Annotated in this window: 19 protein-coding genes; all 19 read right to left on the reverse strand. The window is 38.1% G+C overall.

The genetic code is table 11. The annotated features are described in order from the left end of the window. Nucleotides 1-53 precede the first annotated feature (53 nt). Nucleotides 54-425 carry a small basic family protein gene (locus tag ACQKOG_RS01525; RefSeq protein ID WP_370075316.1) on the reverse strand — a complete coding sequence of 124 codons (372 nt, stop codon included), beginning with the start codon at nucleotides 423-425 and terminating at the stop codon, nucleotides 54-56. A 3-nt stretch (nucleotides 426-428) separates the two neighbouring features. Further along, nucleotides 429-1,148 carry a DUF881 domain-containing protein gene (locus tag ACQKOG_RS01530; protein ID WP_370075317.1) on the reverse strand — a complete coding sequence of 240 codons (720 nt, stop codon included), beginning with the start codon at nucleotides 1,146-1,148 and terminating at the stop codon, nucleotides 429-431. Between the two features lie 130 nt (nucleotides 1,149-1,278). Continuing rightward, the gene (locus ACQKOG_RS01535; RefSeq protein WP_370075318.1) at nucleotides 1,279-2,007 is read right to left on the reverse strand and encodes a DUF881 domain-containing protein; all 729 of its coding nucleotides are present in this window, start codon (nucleotides 2,005-2,007) and stop codon (nucleotides 1,279-1,281) included. Then, nucleotides 1,985-2,806 (reverse strand): cell division protein FtsQ/DivIB, encoded by an 822-nt coding sequence (locus ACQKOG_RS01540; RefSeq protein WP_370075319.1) that lies wholly within the window; start codon nucleotides 2,804-2,806, stop codon nucleotides 1,985-1,987. The genes ACQKOG_RS01535 and ACQKOG_RS01540 overlap by 23 nt, the downstream gene beginning before the upstream one ends. 21 nt (nucleotides 2,807-2,827) lie before the next feature. Then, nucleotides 2,828-3,907 (reverse strand): putative lipid II flippase FtsW, encoded by a 1,080-nt coding sequence (gene ftsW / locus ACQKOG_RS01545; protein ID WP_370075320.1) that lies wholly within the window; start codon nucleotides 3,905-3,907, stop codon nucleotides 2,828-2,830. A 40-nt stretch (nucleotides 3,908-3,947) separates the two neighbouring features. Further along, complete coding sequence (gene murD, locus ACQKOG_RS01550; RefSeq protein WP_427444595.1) at nucleotides 3,948-5,297, reverse strand: UDP-N-acetylmuramoyl-L-alanine--D-glutamate ligase; 1,350 nt, start codon at nucleotides 5,295-5,297, stop codon at nucleotides 3,948-3,950. Beyond that, a complete protein-coding gene (mraY, locus tag ACQKOG_RS01555; RefSeq protein WP_402868227.1) occupies nucleotides 5,294-6,268 on the reverse strand; it encodes a phospho-N-acetylmuramoyl-pentapeptide-transferase in 975 nt (324 codons plus the stop codon). Before mraY ends, murD begins: the two co-directional genes overlap by 4 nt. A gap of 125 nt (nucleotides 6,269-6,393) precedes the next feature. Beyond that, nucleotides 6,394-8,310, reverse strand: coding sequence for a stage V sporulation protein D (locus tag ACQKOG_RS01560; protein WP_370075323.1), 1,917 nt, complete (start codon nucleotides 8,308-8,310; stop codon nucleotides 6,394-6,396). 58 nt (nucleotides 8,311-8,368) lie between these two features. After that, entirely contained in the window at nucleotides 8,369-10,564 is a 2,196-nt protein-coding gene (locus tag ACQKOG_RS01565) for a penicillin-binding protein (protein WP_427444600.1), read from the reverse strand. Next, a complete protein-coding gene (ftsL2, locus tag ACQKOG_RS01570; RefSeq protein WP_370075325.1) occupies nucleotides 10,561-10,929 on the reverse strand; it encodes a cell division protein FtsL in 369 nt (122 codons plus the stop codon). The genes ACQKOG_RS01565 and ftsL2 overlap by 4 nt, the downstream gene beginning before the upstream one ends. Then, nucleotides 10,930-11,880, reverse strand: a complete 951-nt coding sequence (gene rsmH, locus ACQKOG_RS01575; RefSeq protein ID WP_402868233.1) for a 16S rRNA (cytosine(1402)-N(4))-methyltransferase RsmH — start codon at nucleotides 11,878-11,880, stop codon at nucleotides 10,930-10,932. It abuts the gene before it with no gap. A gap of 36 nt (nucleotides 11,881-11,916) precedes the next feature. Further along, nucleotides 11,917-12,348, reverse strand: coding sequence for a division/cell wall cluster transcriptional repressor MraZ (mraZ, locus tag ACQKOG_RS01580; RefSeq protein ID WP_402868235.1), 432 nt, complete (start codon nucleotides 12,346-12,348; stop codon nucleotides 11,917-11,919). Between the two features lie 253 nt (nucleotides 12,349-12,601). Then, entirely contained in the window at nucleotides 12,602-14,218 is a 1,617-nt protein-coding gene (bshC, locus tag ACQKOG_RS01585; protein ID WP_427444605.1) for a bacillithiol biosynthesis cysteine-adding enzyme BshC, read from the reverse strand. A 283-nt stretch (nucleotides 14,219-14,501) separates the two neighbouring features. Further along, nucleotides 14,502-14,897, reverse strand: coding sequence for a DUF3397 domain-containing protein (locus ACQKOG_RS01590; protein WP_402868239.1), 396 nt, complete (start codon nucleotides 14,895-14,897; stop codon nucleotides 14,502-14,504). Beyond that, complete coding sequence (locus ACQKOG_RS01595) at nucleotides 14,894-15,796, reverse strand: ketopantoate reductase family protein (protein WP_427444608.1); 903 nt, start codon at nucleotides 15,794-15,796, stop codon at nucleotides 14,894-14,896. The genes ACQKOG_RS01590 and ACQKOG_RS01595 overlap by 4 nt, the downstream gene beginning before the upstream one ends. A 107-nt stretch (nucleotides 15,797-15,903) precedes the next feature. Beyond that, nucleotides 15,904-16,176 (reverse strand): hypothetical protein, encoded by a 273-nt coding sequence (locus tag ACQKOG_RS01600; protein ID WP_427444611.1) that lies wholly within the window; start codon nucleotides 16,174-16,176, stop codon nucleotides 15,904-15,906. 357 nt (nucleotides 16,177-16,533) lie between these two features. Continuing rightward, nucleotides 16,534-16,911, reverse strand: a complete 378-nt coding sequence (locus ACQKOG_RS01605) for a transcriptional regulator (protein ID WP_132357574.1) — start codon at nucleotides 16,909-16,911, stop codon at nucleotides 16,534-16,536. A gap of 110 nt (nucleotides 16,912-17,021) precedes the next feature. Next, nucleotides 17,022-17,789: an enoyl-CoA hydratase/isomerase family protein gene (locus tag ACQKOG_RS01610; protein ID WP_402868243.1), complete on the reverse strand. Its 768-nt coding sequence runs from the start codon at nucleotides 17,787-17,789 to the stop codon at nucleotides 17,022-17,024. Between the two features lie 163 nt (nucleotides 17,790-17,952). Beyond that, nucleotides 17,953-18,126, reverse strand: coding sequence for a 50S ribosomal protein L32 (gene rpmF / locus ACQKOG_RS01615; RefSeq protein WP_010858320.1), 174 nt, complete (start codon nucleotides 18,124-18,126; stop codon nucleotides 17,953-17,955). Nucleotides 18,127-18,144: the final 18 nt, after the last annotated feature.

An 18,144-nucleotide genomic window follows, 5' to 3' on the forward strand; every position in this document is an offset into this window, starting at 1 on the left:
TGTAAATTCGGCATAATGTCTAAGCAAATCGAGTATTTTGCTCAATTTTTCTCTCATTCTATGGAATTTTTGTTCCTTTTGTGACGTTTCTCATCTAAGCGAGTTAGTAAAATACGCCTAATGATTGCTATATTCTGGAACAAACGTACTCCGAAGGCAAAAATAGCAGCTAAATACAAATCTATCCCTAAATACACACCTAAAAAGGCTAATCCCGCTGCCAAAGCTATATTAAAAAAGAATCCTGACACAAATACTTTATCGTCATATACTTGCTGTAATTGAGCACGAATACCGCCAAATAATGTATCTAAAGCTGCTAAAACAGCTATTGACAGATAATTTTCATATATAGAGGGTATTTGTATATTTGTTAACAAGCCAAGGGCAAGTCCAAATATCAAACCTAAAAATGGTAGCCACATATATTATTCTCCTTTTTCCACCTCTGTTAAATAATCATTTGTCAATGGCTGCTCAAATGCTGGGATTGTTAAATGCTCAGTTGGTTCCTCTATTATTAAATTAAAGTTATCCAAATAAAAGGAATCGATAAATGTAGAAGCCTGTAACGAGTTGTACATTTTTTGAGCTTCTTTAAAAGAGCTTGTCCCAACATAAATTTCAAAGGGTGGTGCGGACAGTGGTACACTGTTCACTGTAGTCTTTCCATTTATGTCTCGAATGGCTGTCGTCTGAACAACGCGATTTCCATCTATCGAGACACTCGCTGCATTGTTTTTAAACAGAGCATTTAGTAATTGGGTTAGTAAATCAGGTGTAATTTCTTTGATTTCAAACCCCATTTCAACTAATTCGGGTGCTGGTTCAACTCGAAGTATAACTCCTGGGCCTGTGACTTCCGTTAGCCCGGCCTGTAGTTTTAAACGATTCAGCGTTTCATTTAATGCTGACTGTAAATTTGCTTTCTCAGATTGCTCATAGCGACCCACTACTTCATTAAGTGAGCGAATTTCTGCTAATAATGCGGAATGCCTTTGCTTCTCTTCTGCTAATTCCTCTCTTATGGCCCAAATATCTCGTGTATCTCGCTCAGCTGGTTGCTTTATGGTATTGTATTGTACCGCTATCATCAAACCGATAATAAATAGCACGATCGTTATTCGGGTAAACATATTTTTTTTCAAAATAGCCCCTCCTAGACGTATCGTAACCCCTCACAGATTTACGCCTTAGATCTTGAATTATGCAAAATTATCTATAAGCTACCTAGAGGCTATAACCAAATTTAATCTGTAAATATTAACTAGTAATCGTTTAACTTTCTACTTTTGCTTTTGGCATTGTAAGCTTTTGATCTTCTTCTAATGAAACAACAATATTGTCGTTTAATAATTGATCCACAACGCCACCAGTTAAGTTTAAGGAAGCTATTAACGTTGCTGAATCTCCTACAGCTTCGACGACGAATGGAGCTGGATGTTGCTTGCCATCAATAGTGATGACTGGTCCATTACAGCGTATATAAGAATTCGCCAAAACACGTTGACCATTAATAGCAATTGCTTGCGCACCAGAAATTTTAAGCTCATTGAGCAATTTAAAAATATGACTTTCATGCACGATATAATCATTAGGATTAGCGGACTTTGGATTGTAATCACCATCTTGAAGGGTAATACGTATCCCTTTTCCTTCTGAATTTAAATCGCCTAACAATAAACGTAAATCCTCTGCTTCTTCAACAAGCTTTGTATAATCCTTTTTGCTTGCGACAAATGATTTTTCATACTTGCGAATTTTTTCTTGCAAAGCATTCGCCTCTTCTGATAATTCTTTATTGCGCTCTTGCTGTGCAATTAACTCCTCACGATAAGAATCCTCTTGTTCGAAAAGCTTCTTATTAGTCGAACCTGCATCTCGATTATCTTTTGCCTGGTTGTAGGAATAGCCAATGATAAACCCCATAGTTATACAAACGATAAGCAACTGAAATTGTTTTCTTGAAAAGAAATTTTCTTTGCTATTCTTTTTCTTGTTGTTCATCTTTTTTCACTTCCTGGTTGGCCGCATCTTTATCCATATCAAGGTTTGCTTGGTTGTACTCATTATTGAAAGGGCGATAATACGAGCCGACCTCTAAATCGATAACCCCCTTTTCCAAATTTGGAATTTGTGCTACAAGTGAGGGGTAATGATTTAGTTTTTCTGCTAAAGTTTGAATAACAGCACGAACTTCGTAGCCATCGTTCATATAGAGCTTGATTGCATTAGGATTTGTCTCATTACTATTTGTATTGACTTGAGAAATTAAAGCTAATACTTCTGGTTTTAATTGAGCTAATTGCTTGACCAGCTTCTTAATTGTCTTTTCGCCAGTTATGCCGATAAATACAGGTGCATCAATCGGGATATCATCCCCAGCTTGTTCAAAGCGCTTGCCATTTTCAAGCAATGGATAATAAGTACCGTCACCAGCTAAGTACGCAACCTTTTTCCATTCTTTAATTTCTATTGTCACGCCTTGAAGCCAATTACGTTTAACATGTGCTTCTTTCACCCATTTATCCTTTAGTAATAATTTCTCTACGTCTTCTACTTTAAATCCCCACATCGACTTCCCAGTTGTAAGAGTACTTGTCTTCATATAATATTGTTCTTCTACTAATCGAGCACCGTTGACTGTTATGTTGTTGATTTTACTGTAAGGAGATTGAAAATAAAGGAGTACTGCTAACACGATAAAGAAAAGTAATATTAGCACTATAAATTTCCGATTTGTACGCTTTTTTCGTCGCTTTTTTAGCGTAGGTATGCGATCTTCTATGTCAATTACTTTCTCCAAAAAAGTACTCCTCCTTTATATTTATTTCGCTAATTGATAAATAATACCTATTATTAGCCACATTGTTACTAAAGATGTTCCTCCATAGCTGATAAAAGGCAATGTAACACCTGTTACAGGAACTAAGCCAATCACGACTGCTATGTTTAGAAATGCTTGTACGGCCAGCATTGTTACTAGTCCAATGATTGCGTAATATGATGTTCTTGTTTTAGCCCGCACTGCAAATTTATAGCCTGCATAAATCACCAGTACGAAAAGTGCTAAAATAACAAGTCCACCAAGCAATCCAACCTCTTCAAGAATTATTGCGTAAATAAAGTCATTTTGTGGTTCGGGTAAATATAAAAACTTTTGCCTACTTTGTCCAAAACCATGCCCGAAAATTCCAGCAGGGCCTATAGCCATTAATGATTGTACAGCCTGAAACCCACTACCTAAAGGATCGACCCACGGATCGATAAATGCCTGAATCCGCTTTAGTCGGTATGGCGCTGTGACAATCAAGCCTACTAATCCAGCAATCCCAACAACCATAAACATCGCATAAAGCTTTAAAGGATACCCTGCCACAAAAAACAATAAAAACACAGACACTACGAGAATAAAAACTGACCCAAAATCAGGCTGTAGCATAATAAGTACAACAGGCAATAATAAAATCAATCCATGCCGCCAATTAATAATCGACGTACCAGTTTTATGCTGCGCTAAAATATGGCTCATGTATACAATGACTGTAATTTTCGTTAGCTCTGCTGGCTGAATTGTTAAAGGACCTAAGCCAATCCAGCTTTGAGAACCATTACGAACTAGTCCAATTCCTGGTATAAGTACGAGGACTAGTAAAATTAACGAAAATATATAGGCCATTTTCCAAAAGGACTGCTCTTTCAAAATATTTAATCGAATAGTGATTAAAAACACTACAATAGCTACCGCAAAGTATAGACTTTGCTTCATATAAAACGGCATTTTTCCACTATAATGAACGGCACTCCAATAGGTACCTGCAGAATAGACGAAAATAATGCCGATTATAGAAAGCATCAATGTTGTGACGAGCAATAAATAGCTTTCTTTCCCTCTCAGTATTGCCATCCTTCCAAGTCAAGTATATTCTAAAATAGTTACAAGCTCATTACAGCTTCATTACAGCATCAATAAAAACATCGCCTCGTATTTCAAAGCTGTCATATTGATCCCAACTTGCACATGCTGGAGATAATAGAATAACATCGCCTTCTGCTGACATTGGCGCCGCGTAATGTACTGCATCCTCAACATTTTGGGCAATGACAGTTTGTTGTACACCACATGATTTTGCAAATTCTACAAAGCGTAGTCCTGTTTCTCCAAAGGCAACAACACCCTTTACATGGCTCATGCATGGACGTAATTCTTCAAACGAATGTCCTCGATCTAGGCCACCTGCCAGTAAAATAACTGGTGCTTGGAATGCATCTAAAGCACTTTTTGTCGCTAAGCAGTTTGTTGCTTTTGAGTCATTGTAAATCTTGCGGCCGTTCCATTCACGCACGAACTGAGTACGGTGACGAACTCCTCCAAACGTCGCTAAAACTTCTTCCATTTTAGCTTTGTCACAGCCGACTAAAATACAAGCTGCGACAGCCGCTAAAATATTTTCTAAATTATGCTTACCAGGCAAAGCGATATTTGCTCGATTTAGATAAGGCTCGCCTTGCCAGTAAATTGTTGTATCATCCGCACTAATTCCTTCATCCGTACGTCCTTTTGAACTAAATGGTACCTTTTTAGCTTTTGATTGTGCTGCATAGCCAACAACAATCGGCTGATCAGCATTATAGATAAAATAATCGCTTTCATCTTGATTACGTGTAACACCAAACTTAGCCTCTGCATAGTTGTCAAACGTCCCATGATAATCAAGATGCGCATCATAAAGATTTGTTAATATAGCAATTTTCGGCTTAAAAGTTTTTGTGCCCATTAATTGGAAAGACGATAACTCTGTAACAATTACATTATCCTTATGTGCTTCTCTTGCAACACCACATGCGACTGTTCCTATATTCCCTGCAATTAACGGTTTTAAACCACCGTTATTCAGCATGTCGAAAATTACTGTTGTCGTAGTTGTTTTACCGTTTGATCCTGTAATACCGATAAACGGTGCTTCACTAATTAAATAGGCAAGCTCAATTTCTGTACAGACGGGGATTCCACGGTTTATTGCATCCGCTACTATTTTGTTGCTATAAGGAATCCCTGGATTTTTCACTACTAATTCAAAGCCTTCATCAAGTAAATCCTCTGGATGACGGCCACAAATAACCGTAATTCCCTTTTGCAATAGACCTTGCGCATCTGGACTTTCATCAAATGGTTTGGAATCATTGACCGTCACAAAGGCGCCGAGCTCATGTAAAATCTCAGCTGCAGCCACACCACTTTTAGCTAGACCTAAAACAAGGACTTTTTTATGTTGTAAATCTGAAAAGTTTCTCATAAGAACGCCTCCGATAAAACTGCAATCAATGCTACTGCTAAAGCAGTTGACCAAAAGACAAGTACTACCTTCCATTCTGACCAACCTGATAATTCAAAATGATGATGAATAGGACTCATTTTAAAAATACGTTTTTTACGAAGTTTGAAGCTACCAACCTGTAAAATAACGGATAATGTTTCAATAACAAACACCAATCCAATTAATAACAGTAGGAATTCTGCTTTTTCTAAAACAGAGACCATGGCTAAAGCTCCGCCTAATGCTAACGAACCCGTATCCCCCATAAATACCTTTGCAGGATTCGCATTAAAAAGTAAAAATCCTAGTAATGCACCCGTTACCGCAAATGTAAATAAGGCGATATCAGCTTGATCTTGGAACAGAGCAATAACACCAAATGCTGCAAAGGCAATAGATGCAGTACCTGCTACAAGTCCATCTAATCCATCTGTTAAATTTACTGCATTCGAGAAGCCCACTAACCAGAAAATTAAAAAGGCTACATAGAAAATACCAAGATCAATCGTCCAATCTGTAAATGGTATAGCAAGTGTTGTATCAAACGATCCTACATTTAGTAAGAAATAGGCCAAGACCGCAATGACAATCTGACCAATAAGCTTTTGAAGTGATGTTAATCCTAGGTTACGTTTAAAAACAACCTTTAAGCTATCATCTAACAAGCCGATTACCCCAAACCCTACTAATACTAATAACAGTATGAAGGTATATGATGTAAATAAATCTAAAAAGCTACCTACACCAACAGTAGTGAGGATAATGGCAAGTAAGAAAATAATGCCCCCCATTGTTGGTGTACCAGCTTTTTTCATATGGGATTGTGGTCCCTCTTCACGAATACTTTGACCGAACTTTAATCGGCGAAGAAGTGGAATACTAATTGGTGCCAGGATAACTGTTACTATAAAAGCAAGAGCTAAAATGGTAAGTGTTGTTGCGAGTTTCATTGAAAAATCTCCTTTAAATCTTGTTTCACTTTCTTCTTGAAGAAAAAAGCACAAACTTTCATGTATTTATTACTACCCTTCATTATAATAGTGGTTCTTTCCCATTTTTTAAAGGTAAAGTTATATTAGTTCTCTAAATAAAGGTGAATGGTGCCATCTTGGTTAATAACACTATCCACTTCAGGCAGTTGATTGCCAATTTTAGTTCCTTCTCCATGCCATTCAATACGGAATGGATATTGTTGCTTGGCAATATCGTCCTTCGTTTGACCAATAAAACTTGGTACCTTCACAGTGATTGGGTCACCCCAACGATAATCCTTTTCAAGCTGTTCCTTCGATTTTTCAATGCCAACAAAAGGTGCAACGTCTTCAATAATTTGACCAACGATTGGCGCTGCTATCACACCACCAAACTGTGTTCCCTTTTTCGGGTTATCTACTGCTACATAAACGACAATTTGCGGATTATCCGCAGGTGCGAAGCCAATAAACGATACAATATATTCACCGTCTTTATAACGACCATTCTCTACCTTTTGTGCTGTACCTGTTTTGCCACCAATTCGTAATCCATCTCGGTAAGCTTGACGTCCTGAGCCCTTTGCAACAACAGATTCTAATGCGCCTCGTACCTTTGCAGACGTCTCCTCACGAATAACCTGTTTTTTAGCTTCCGGTTTAGTCTCTTTTATAATTTCTCCAGTATTAGGATTAATAATTTTCTTCACAACATATGGCGTATAAAGCTTGCCCCCATTTACTGCTGCGGCTACTGCTTGCACTTGCTGAATTGGTGTAACGGCAACACCTTGGCCAAATGAAGTTGTGGCCTGCTCAACTGGTCCAAAAGAATCCTTGGAGAATAGAATCCCTGAAGATTCGCCAGCGATGTTAGAACCTGTTTTTTGGCCAAAACCAAAATCTTTAACATATTGTAGTAGTTTTTCATTACCTATTCGCTGACCTAATTCAATAAAACCAGGGTTACAAGAATTTTCTACAACTTCAAGGAAGGTTTCAGAACCATGACCTTCACGCTTCCAACAGCGCAATCTTGCTCCTGCAACCATTGAATAGCCTGGATCATAAAAAGTATCCTTCTCTAAATCCACTACATTTTCTTCTAAAGCAGCACTAAGAGTTATAATTTTGAACGTCGACCCTGGCTCATATGTCATCCAAACTGGTAAATTCCGATTGTAGATAGCAGGCTCTACCGTTTGATATGCTGCCGGATTGAAAGTTGGATATGAGGATAACGCTAAAATCTCGCCAGTGTTTGGATTCATGGCAATCGCCATTGCTTGGTCAGCATCATAACGCTCCATTGCCTGTGACAGCTCACGCTCGACTACCTGTTGTACATCTACGTCTACCGTTAGCTCGATCGTTGCACCATCTTCACCAGCCTTCCAGGCGCTCTTTACGTTCGGTAAATTATTTCCTTTCGCATCTGTAAAGATCCGTATTGCAGAAGAATTAGCCTGTAACAACTTATCGTATTCATATTCAATTCCTGCTAAACCTTGGGCATCATAACCTGTGAAGCCTAAAAAACGAGATAGTAGGGTACCGTATGGATAATCCCTTGAATAATCGACACCACTATATAATCCCTCAATCTGCATACCTTGTAACTCTACTGCTTTTTCATAGGGAATGTTTTTTCCTTCAGGTGCCAGCTTTACTAAGTATTCTTTTTCCTTCATTTTTTTTAACAGCTTTTGTTCATCTACTCCCAAAACTTGTGCAATTTTCGCTGCCGCTCCTTCAATATCCTTACTTTGCGAAGGCATGAAATATAAAGTTGGCGCAAGCTTATTTGTGACAATATTTTTCCCCTTACGGTCAGTAATATGCCCTCGCTCATTGGCGAAAGGAATTTCTCGGTCCCAATTCTCTTCGGCTTTCTTTGTCAGATCTTTTTGATCTAATACTTGTAAGAAGACAAGCCTAATAACAACCGCAACAGCTACAAACATAAACAATACATATAAAATACGCAATCGCTTTTTAGAATGGATAGAAATCCACTTCATTCGACATCACACCTTGTTTTTTACAACGTATGAAATAAAGTGGGCTTCTATTCAGGGTTTATTCAGTTGTTTCACCCTCAGATGGGGTCTCTACATCTTGCTTAAAGCTTTCAGCTGGCGTTTTCAGCTTCACGACAATCGGTGAACTATCTGAAATTACCGTACCTGCCGAGACGCTTTGACTAGCTACAAAGCCCTCTCCAACAACTTCAATTTCTAAATTTGCCATTGTCTTAAAAGCAAGTACATTACGTAACGACCAATTGGTGAAGTCTGGCAACGTTATATCACCCTCAGTCTTTAAAAATACAAAATTACCTTTTACAAGTTTTTGAGGACCTTTTGGATATTGATCAATAATTTTACCGCCACTACCAACAATAACTGGCTGTAGACCATCGTTCGCAAGCTCTACTTGTATAGCCTCAGCACTTTGACCTGTATAATCTTGTATTGCTGTATTGTCAACATGCTTTACATCTTCGGTATTCACATTTAAATACTTTAAACTATTTAACATAACTGGTTTAAATACTTTTGAAACTGGTACAGCGCCGGTTTTTGTCTTTGGTCTTTTTACTGAGACATACATGATGAGCTGCGGATTATCTACAGGAGCCATTCCTAGGAATGAATAAAGATACTCATTTGCAAAATAATCACCATTTCCAAGTGGAATTTGAGCAGTACCTGTTTTCCCTGCAACTTCATATTCATCAAGGGCAAAGTCCGTCGCCGTTCCTAACTCAGCTGTTAACGTAGATGCAAGAATTTCTTTTACTTGCTTCGCCGTGTCGGCTGAAACTGGTTGTCCCTTTTCAATCGGCTCATGCTTTTTAATCGTTTTTCCCGTCGAAGGATCAACGATACGATCTATGACATAGGGTTGCATCATTTTCCCTTCATTCGCAATCGCTGTCAATGCTTGAATTAACTGAATCGGCGTTACCGTAGAACCTTGACCGAACGCTGTTGTCACTCGTTCTATTGGATATTTCGATAAAAGCTTTCCTGATGCTTCATTCGGTAAATCAATACCTGTTTTTTTACCAAATCCAAATCGATCTAAATAATCAAAAAATACATCTTCACCAATAAGCTTTAATAAATATGCCATCGAAGTATTAGATGAACGTTGGAAGCCTTGTAAATAAGTAATCTTACCCCAACCAACTTTATTGTAATCTTTAATTACACGATCAAGGACTCTGTATTGACCTGACATATATTTTGCATTTGGTTGCCACGCCCCTGTATCAATAGCCGAGGCGAGCGTGAACGTTTTCATCGTCGAGCCTGGTTCTATAGTCTCTTCAATAGCCTCGTTCAACCATTTCATGTTGTCGCCTTCACGTGTATCAGGGTTAAACGTAGGTCGCTGTGACATCCCAAGGATTTTACCAGTTTTCGGATCTGCCACAATAGCTGTCATCGCTTCAGGGTTATATTCCTTTTCAACCGCTGTCATCGCTTCCTCTAAAAAGCTTTGAATAGTTTTATCTAGTGTTAAATAAATGTCATCACCATTTTTCGCAGGTGTCACCATTTTTTCACTATTCGGCAATAAATAACTGAAAGCATCTGTCTCATATTCAACCTTACCGTCTTTTCCGGTTAGTTCTTTGTTATAAGTAAGCTCAAGACCCATTTTCCCTTTTGTCGTGAACGTACCATCCTCATTTTCCTCTTTTAGTGCAAAACCAATTAAGTGCGAGGCGAATATACCATTTGGATAATAACGTTTTAAATCGTTTACAAATAAAATCCCCGGTAATTTCTCCGCTTTGATTTTACTCATAATCTCATGGCTTATTCCACGACCCGCACTACCAAATTCAACTTGATAAGGCTTTGTACCATCACTTTTCAACCTAGTAAGCTGCTTATAGATTTTTTCTTCATCCATAGAAGGAATATATTCATGTAATATTTTCGCAGTTTTTTCAGCATCTACTACATGTCGAGGGTTTTTTGCATCCGTCGTGGCTTGTTTATTGACGACTGCGATTAGTCGATAACTAAGTGTATCCTCCGCGATAACTTGTCCATTTGTATCGTAAATTTTCCCACGGCTTGCTGATATTGCACTTTCTTTGCTATATTTCGCTGCTGCTCTTGCCGCAAGCTCTTGTCCTTCCACTTCACCTGTCGCCTGTAACATAAACATTCTTGAGAATAATAGAAAAAAGAGCCCTCCATAAAAAATTAATAATAGAAAGGCTCCCCATTGGAATCGAAATCTCTTTTTTTTCATTCTCCCGGCACTACCTTTACATTTTTCTCATTTTGAGTTAAACCGAGTTCTTTAGCTTTTTTCCATATGTTGTCGTATGTAGAAAGTTCACTCACACGAACTGTCAAGTCAACATTCTTTTTTGCAATCTCTCCTGCTTCAGTTTCGATTTTTTGAATGTCCATGCTTGTCGTTTGAATTGCTGCTTGCTTGTTCAAAACTAGTACCGATAATACAGCAACAATGCTAACTAAAAAAATTAGCATTGTTTTTTCAAACTTCTGGTTCGTTTTTTTGCGACGTATGATAGTGGGTTGTGGACTAGGGGGTGTTATCGGTTGTTGCACTTGTTGTTGCTGGTGCTGCCTTACACGAACTGCTGCCATTTACTCACGCCCTTTGTCGTTAATTTTCTCCACCACTCTAAGCTTAGCTGAACGAGCACGATTGTTTACTGCCAATTCTTCATCAGAAGGAAGAGTCGGCTTTCTCGTGATAAGCTTTAAAGTTGGCTTCATGTCATCTGGAATCACTGGTAAATTCGGTGGTAATTCCGGTAATGATGACGCTTCCTTAAAAATAGTCTTGCATAGGCGGTCCTCCAATGAATGGAACGTAATGACACTAATGCGTCCACCTACGTTTATCATATCAATCGCATCGACTAATGAATCCTCTGCCGCGCCTAGCTCATCGTTAACAGCAATTCGTATTGCTTGGAATATGCGCTTCGCTGGATGTCCACCTTTACGGCGAGCCGCTGCTGGAATACCCTCTTTAATAAGTTCTACAAGTTGGCCGGTTGTTTCAATCGGTGCCACCTTACGTGCTTCTTCGATTTTACGAGCAACTTGCTTGGAAAATTTCTCTTCTCCATAACGGAAAAATATACGTACTAAATCTTCATATGCCCATTCATTCACAACATGAAATGCTGTAAGTGGTGCCGTTTGGTCCATGCGCATATCTAGAGGCGCATCATGGTGATAACTAAAGCCACGTTCTGGTGTATCAAGCTGAGGTGAAGATACGCCTAAATCATATAAAACACCATCAACTTGCTCAATACCAAGCGCTAATAGCTCTTCTTTTAAATAGCGGAAATTCGAATGAACAAATGTCACACGCTCAATATATGGCGCCAATCGAATTTTTGCATTGTTAATAGCTGTCATATCTTGATCGAAGCAAATTAGACGCCCTTTTTCAGATAATTGTTGTACTAAATATTCACTGTGTCCTGCTCCACCTAACGTACAGTCCACATATACACCATCAGGATCGATGTTCAACCCATCAACAGTTTCTTTTAATAACACGGTTGTATGATCGAACATACCACTCGCTCCCTTCTGGCCTTAACTAAAAAAAATTTAGAAATCAAAGCCAATCATATTTTCTGCAATTTCATTAAAGGATTGTTCCGACTCACTAAAGTAAGCTTCCCAAGCATCTTTCGCCCATATTTCAATTCGATTCGAAACTCCTAACACGATACATTCTTTTACAAGATGTGCATGCTGCATAAGAGTTGAAGGAATGTTAATGCGCCCCTGCTTGTCTATCTCTACTTCCGTTGCCCCAGAAAAGAAAAACCTTGCAAATGCACGTGTATCCTTTTTGGTCATCGGTAAGCCCTTTAATTTTTCTTCGAGTTTTCGCCATTCATCCATAGGATAGCCAAATAAACAATTATCAAGTCCGCGTGTTACAACAAACGTTTCACCTAAGGCGTCACGAAATTTTGCGGGCACGATTAGTCGTCCTTTCGCATCAACAGAGTGTTGATATTCTCCCATGAACATGCTATTCACCCCACTTTATTAAATAATGTACCACATCCCCCCACTTTCCACCACTTTTTTTAAAAAAAACTTGACATTTTAACACTTAATACGTGAATAGACCTTTAACAAATTATTGAACCCATGATAAATGACACAAAAAAAGAGCTACCCTTAGTAGGATAGCTCTCCATTTACTATTTATGTCGTCATTGTTCATCAAATTAACATTGTATTAAATTGTTAATTAGGTATAAAGTTACAAACATTGGAATTATAAATAAATTAAATAATGGTGATTGCCAATGCTATAATTTTGTTTCAGCATTTCAGTAATTAGCATAGGTCCAAACTCATTAAAATATTGATAAGGATTATAAGTTCTTTCCTGGAATCCTTCATTTGGATACAACTCATTTTGTAGCGTCATAAATTTTCGAATTGTCGTTTCATGCTTGTTTAGAACAGTTTGTTCAACCTTTTGCTGTAAATACTCAAATTGCTTTAGATGATTCTCTTTATTTTTCACAAGAATTTTATCTAGTAATAGTTGTTGTTCTTCTAAATAAAGTTGAAGAGCCTCATACTTTTCTAAAAGATCTTGTTGCATCACCTGAATTTGATGCTTCGCTTCAGTATCCTGTATTTCAGCAATAAACTGTTCTTTAAGCTGTACCGCTTTTCCATCCCAAACATCGGCAACATTTAAACGATATTCACGCAAAAGTTGTTCTACGTGACGTGTGACAATCGTGATATGAAGACGCGGAGCAAAAATCGGCATTTGTAAACCTAATACCGCAAACGCATCTTTCAATGTCGCCCAGTATGCAAGCTCCCCTGGTCCACCAACAAACGCAAGCACAGGCAATGTCATTTCCTGCATTAGCGGACGCGTCACAACGTTATTACTTAACTGCTCAGGATGTTTTTCAGCAATTTCTAAAACTTCCTCACGTGATAGCTTGATATTTGCAGCTAGATTTACAAATTGCTGATTTTTTCTTTCTAAAAGATGACGCTCCCCATCTTCTACATAGAATAAATTGGCCGCTTCATTTGATGCCAAAATAGGAGTGCCATAGCCTGCACGTTCAAGCTCCTCTTCTTTTTCTGTCACCACTCTAGCAATTTCTTCATTTTTATGAATGATACGGGTAAAATTATCACGCTCATATTGGCGGAATTTAAAGTCTGCTGCATCAACCATCAATAAACCTTCATCTTTAAACAATTGATTCATAAGTTGCGCAAAGAAGTCCGTAAATGTTTCACACTCATTAAGAGTATCCACTAATTGTTTCACAAGCATTTCAGTGAATTCTGTTTCGCCCATATCCTTCGCAATCGTATTAATTAATTGTGTCATTGATTCTTTGTTTATACTTGTTTGAGAAGCCATCGTTTTACGTCTTGAACGTTCACCGTAAACACGTTTTTTAATATCTTCACCACGTACTGTATACGTATGGTTAATTTCCTCTAAATCATGATCTTCACCAGCTATCCAAAAAACAGGAACAACCGGTCGTTGAAGTTTTACACTTTGCTCTTTTGCTAATGCAATGACCGAAATCGCCTTATGCACTGAGAAAAGAGGACCTGTTAAGATACCCGCTTGTTGCCCACCGACAACTGCAACAGCCCCTTGCTCTAGTTGCTGCAAATGTTCATTCGCTTTCTTTGATAAACCGAGCGGCTCCATAAATTGACGTATGATGGCTGTTAATTCTTTTTGATCATATGCATGCTGATCTAAATATTGCGCTCGTTTTTCAAAAGATTTATCGTTATATGCGTATTCAAAAAACTCATGGATGGCAGTATTCGACGACCAATAATCTGCTAGCAAACGATTTTTTATGGGTACTTGGATTGACTCCAGTTTCATTTAACACAAACTCCTCTACTCACTAAATCATCTTCTTACTCTTCATAAGCAAACTTGAAATAAAATAAATCCCTTTTTATACTACTAAGCAATTAGAACGTTTATCAAACCGACAATTCCCAACAAATATTTAGAAAAACAGTATACGATTTTTGCCAGATACTCAAACGTTGTCGTACATTGGAATTTTATTTAATTTTTTGCACATATAGAGTTATTAATATAAAACAATCTTTAATGCTATTATTTTAACGCTTATGGCTTCAACATGAAAAGAAAATGCTTAGACCGCCTGTAAATATTCTATAACAGATTGAATAACACCTACTATACAAATAACAATATACGCCGTACTTAACAATAAAAATTGAAAGCGCCAAATTTTCCTAAGTAGCGATTTCACTTCAATTTCCTTTTTCGTTCGCCAATCAATATATGTAAAAATCATTGCCATCATTATCGCCAACGTTATTAATAGCGCACTAACATTGACATGCCACAGCACACCAATTGCTAGTGGTACTGAAAAAAACAAACAGACCGTTGTCACGTCAGATGCCACTCCAAAAGCATGAGTACCTCGAATTTTAACCTTTCGACTAATTAAATAGACGATCACAAAAAGGAGTATTGGACAAAAAATAATGATACTTATTATTATATGTAAAAAATCTTTCAACGTCTTTCACCGCTCTCCTCTATCGCAAGTACTTGGTGGTATAAAGTGCGTAAAGTAGGCAAATCATGACCTTTTGCTAGAGCTTTTTCTAATATCACTCCTACAATCGTGTCAATTTCACTTTTTCTCCCATGTATCCGATCCGCTAGCATAGATGATGTATTACTTGCTGTTTTTTCACATAACTCTATCACCTTGAAAAAAGGTATAGCTTGTTCTATGCCTTCAAAAGCATCTGTTAATTCTTGATAGATAGTTTGCATTAATAAAAATGCTCGCTTATTCGTTACTAATTCTCCGTTCCTCACTTGCAATATGGCCGTTAAAGGATTAATCAAGCAGTTGAATACAGCTTTCTCAAACAACATTTGTTCAGCATTAGCAACCAATTCAACTGGATACAAGGAATTTTCAATTTGTAACAAATCGTTAAAGGCATCACTGCCCCCTCGCTCTATCGCAATTTTACAAGGACCTACACCCCTATGTTGCACGGTTACCTGATCTATCATTTGAGCACCAAATGACACAGAACAAAAGGCAATATTTTTTTGTGGCAAACGCAGTGCTTCATCAAAATGCGCTAAACCATTTTGCATAAACAACAACGAAACTGTACTTGGTAACGCAGATAATTGTCCGTATAGCTCTTGTAATTGACCATACTTAACAGCGATTACAATTAAATCTTGCTGTGGTAACTCCATTAATTTCGTAGTTGAAGCAACTTTTTGCACAGTTTTCGTTCCATCAACATTCTCTCGTGTGAAATACCTCGCATTAAGTTCATCTACCTGCTCCAGCCTTCTTGCAACCAACGTTACAGACATACCAGACTCAGCTAAAAAACTTGCCGTTAACAAACCTACAGCACCTGCACCAATAATCGCTACATCCACAATCCATCACACCTCCCATATATACAATGGACAATCTAACATAAGAGAACGCCCTCCTAAACAGTTCTACCGCAATTACATCTTAGCCGCTACCGACCACCAATCAATTATGCCTCGGCATAATTGATTGGTGGTCGCTTCGCTTTCGTACAGAAAACATTTGTTGCTGACTCTTCGCTTTCGCACAAAATCACTTGTTGCTGTCGCTTTGCTTTCGCACAAAAAACACCTGTTGCTGTTGCTTCGCTTTCGCACAGAAAACACTTGTTGCTGTCTCTTTGCTTTCGTACAGATAAATTGCCACAGGACGTGACGTTCGGACTGAGTTCCTCTATTCCAGCAGATGTTTGGACACCTGTACCTGTCGCTACAAAAGACATCCGTAACTGCCGTTTCACTTACGTTACATTAGACATTCGCTGAAAGAAGTTAAATGATCCTTTTCGTCCCTTTCTACAGAAGGAGGTGCCTTAGAATGATCTCTAAGGCACCTCCTATGCAGCTTCTTTTATTATACAGGATTGACTAAGTGTTTACGATAATATAATAAGCGAAACTTTAATCAGTGGTTTTTTCTCATTAATTATCAGCCTTCACCTATTGGAATTTTACGGACCGTTAATGAGGGATAAATATTTTTTGAAACACTCAGCGCAGCATTATGTTTTCATTCAAGTTTACATTTTTTCTAAGTACCTTACTCTACAGCACTTTTAACTTTCGTCAGATTCCTTATTTTAATCTTTCATTAAAGAATACCCTTGCTGCAACCATTTCACTAGTTTATCGTGCTCATTTTGTAATTCGCGGTGCCTTACTTCGAGACTTTGATAGGCTTCTGTTAATTCATCAAAACTTGTTAATGCCAACTTCAAATGGCTTCGCATCGATTGTTGTGGCTGATTTCGGACAGCTAGTAGTGACTGACTATATTGACTACGTAATGTTTTATTCCAACGGAAACCACAAGCTTGTTTTGTACGACCTAGTTCAGCAGCAGCCAATTCAAAAGCTTCTAGCTGTGTTTTGCCATTTTGCACATTATGCAACACAATTTCTGCTAATCTTTCATCGTCTTCCTTTGTCCATTGATCTTTTCTTTTTTTCAATTCCATAATCTATCACCCTCGCATTTTTTACTACTATATGCGTGAGCGAGCAAAATAGAATCATCGAATTAAAAAAGACAGTGATTATGTTTTCTTATAATCACTGCCGTTATACATTATTTATTGTTTTTCTTTGTTAGGAAATTAGCAACTGCCTCGTGGTGAGCTTCACTTTCCCACAATTTCGCACATGTTCGAACTTCCTCCATAACACGTTCATACATATTACGTTCACGCCACTTACGAAGCTCAATTTCTTTATAAGCCTTATGAACAGAAGGATGAATTTTACGCATATGTTCGATAAAATCGTTCAATGCCGCTTCTTTTGAACCTTCAAAAACGCGCATTGCCCAACCAATCTCATATAGTAATTCCGCCGGATAAGGCTTCGCATCGACTAGCATCTTCATCGCACGATCATGGCGTAATCCTCGTTCGAATAAGTATGTACCGCCACCCCAACCGCTTGTAATTGCTAATGTCCCCTGTATAAAACCGCACTTCGCATGACTTGCCACTAGACGAAAATCGCAAGCTGTTGCAATTTCACAACCTCCACCAACCGCTGTTCCGTTAATTAACGCAATCGTAGGTACAGGCAATGTTGCAAGGTCATATAATATTTTACCCATCTTACCTAACATCCCGAACGCTTCATCCTCTGTTTCAAGCGAATGAAACTCAGATAAATCGCCTCCTGAGCAAAATGATTTATCCCCCGCGCCCGTCACGACCAAGAAACGAACATCATCATGATTACGAATATATGTAATGACTTCTTGGAGCCCATCCATAACCTCATCATTAACCGCATTCCGTTTTTCTTCTCGATTAATCGTAAACGTCATAATACCTTCTTTGTTATCAATTATGTAAGCCACACTATTTCCCCCTTTGTCCCGATGGATAAATTGTATCATACAATTATTATAGTACTATATATCTTTTCGTTATTGCCGGAAAATTCCGTCTCTTCAAACTAACAAAAAGGCTAGTAAAGAGCCATGGTCTCTCTACTAGCCTTTTAAGTGAGCAAACACTGTATTATTTGCTTACTACTTCTTTACCTTTGTATTGTCCGCAAGCTTTGCAAACACGGTGTGATAATTTTGCTTCCCCACAGTTTGGGCAAGCTACCATACCAGGTACAGATAGTTTGAAATGCGTACGACGCTTTCTTTTTGCAGTTTTAGAAGTTCTTCTAAATGGTACAGCCATTGATGGCACCTCCTTACA

This window comes from Lysinibacillus sp. NPDC093216 (genome assembly GCF_050280325.1).
Classification (GTDB): domain Bacteria; phylum Bacillota; class Bacilli; order Bacillales_A; family Planococcaceae; genus Lysinibacillus.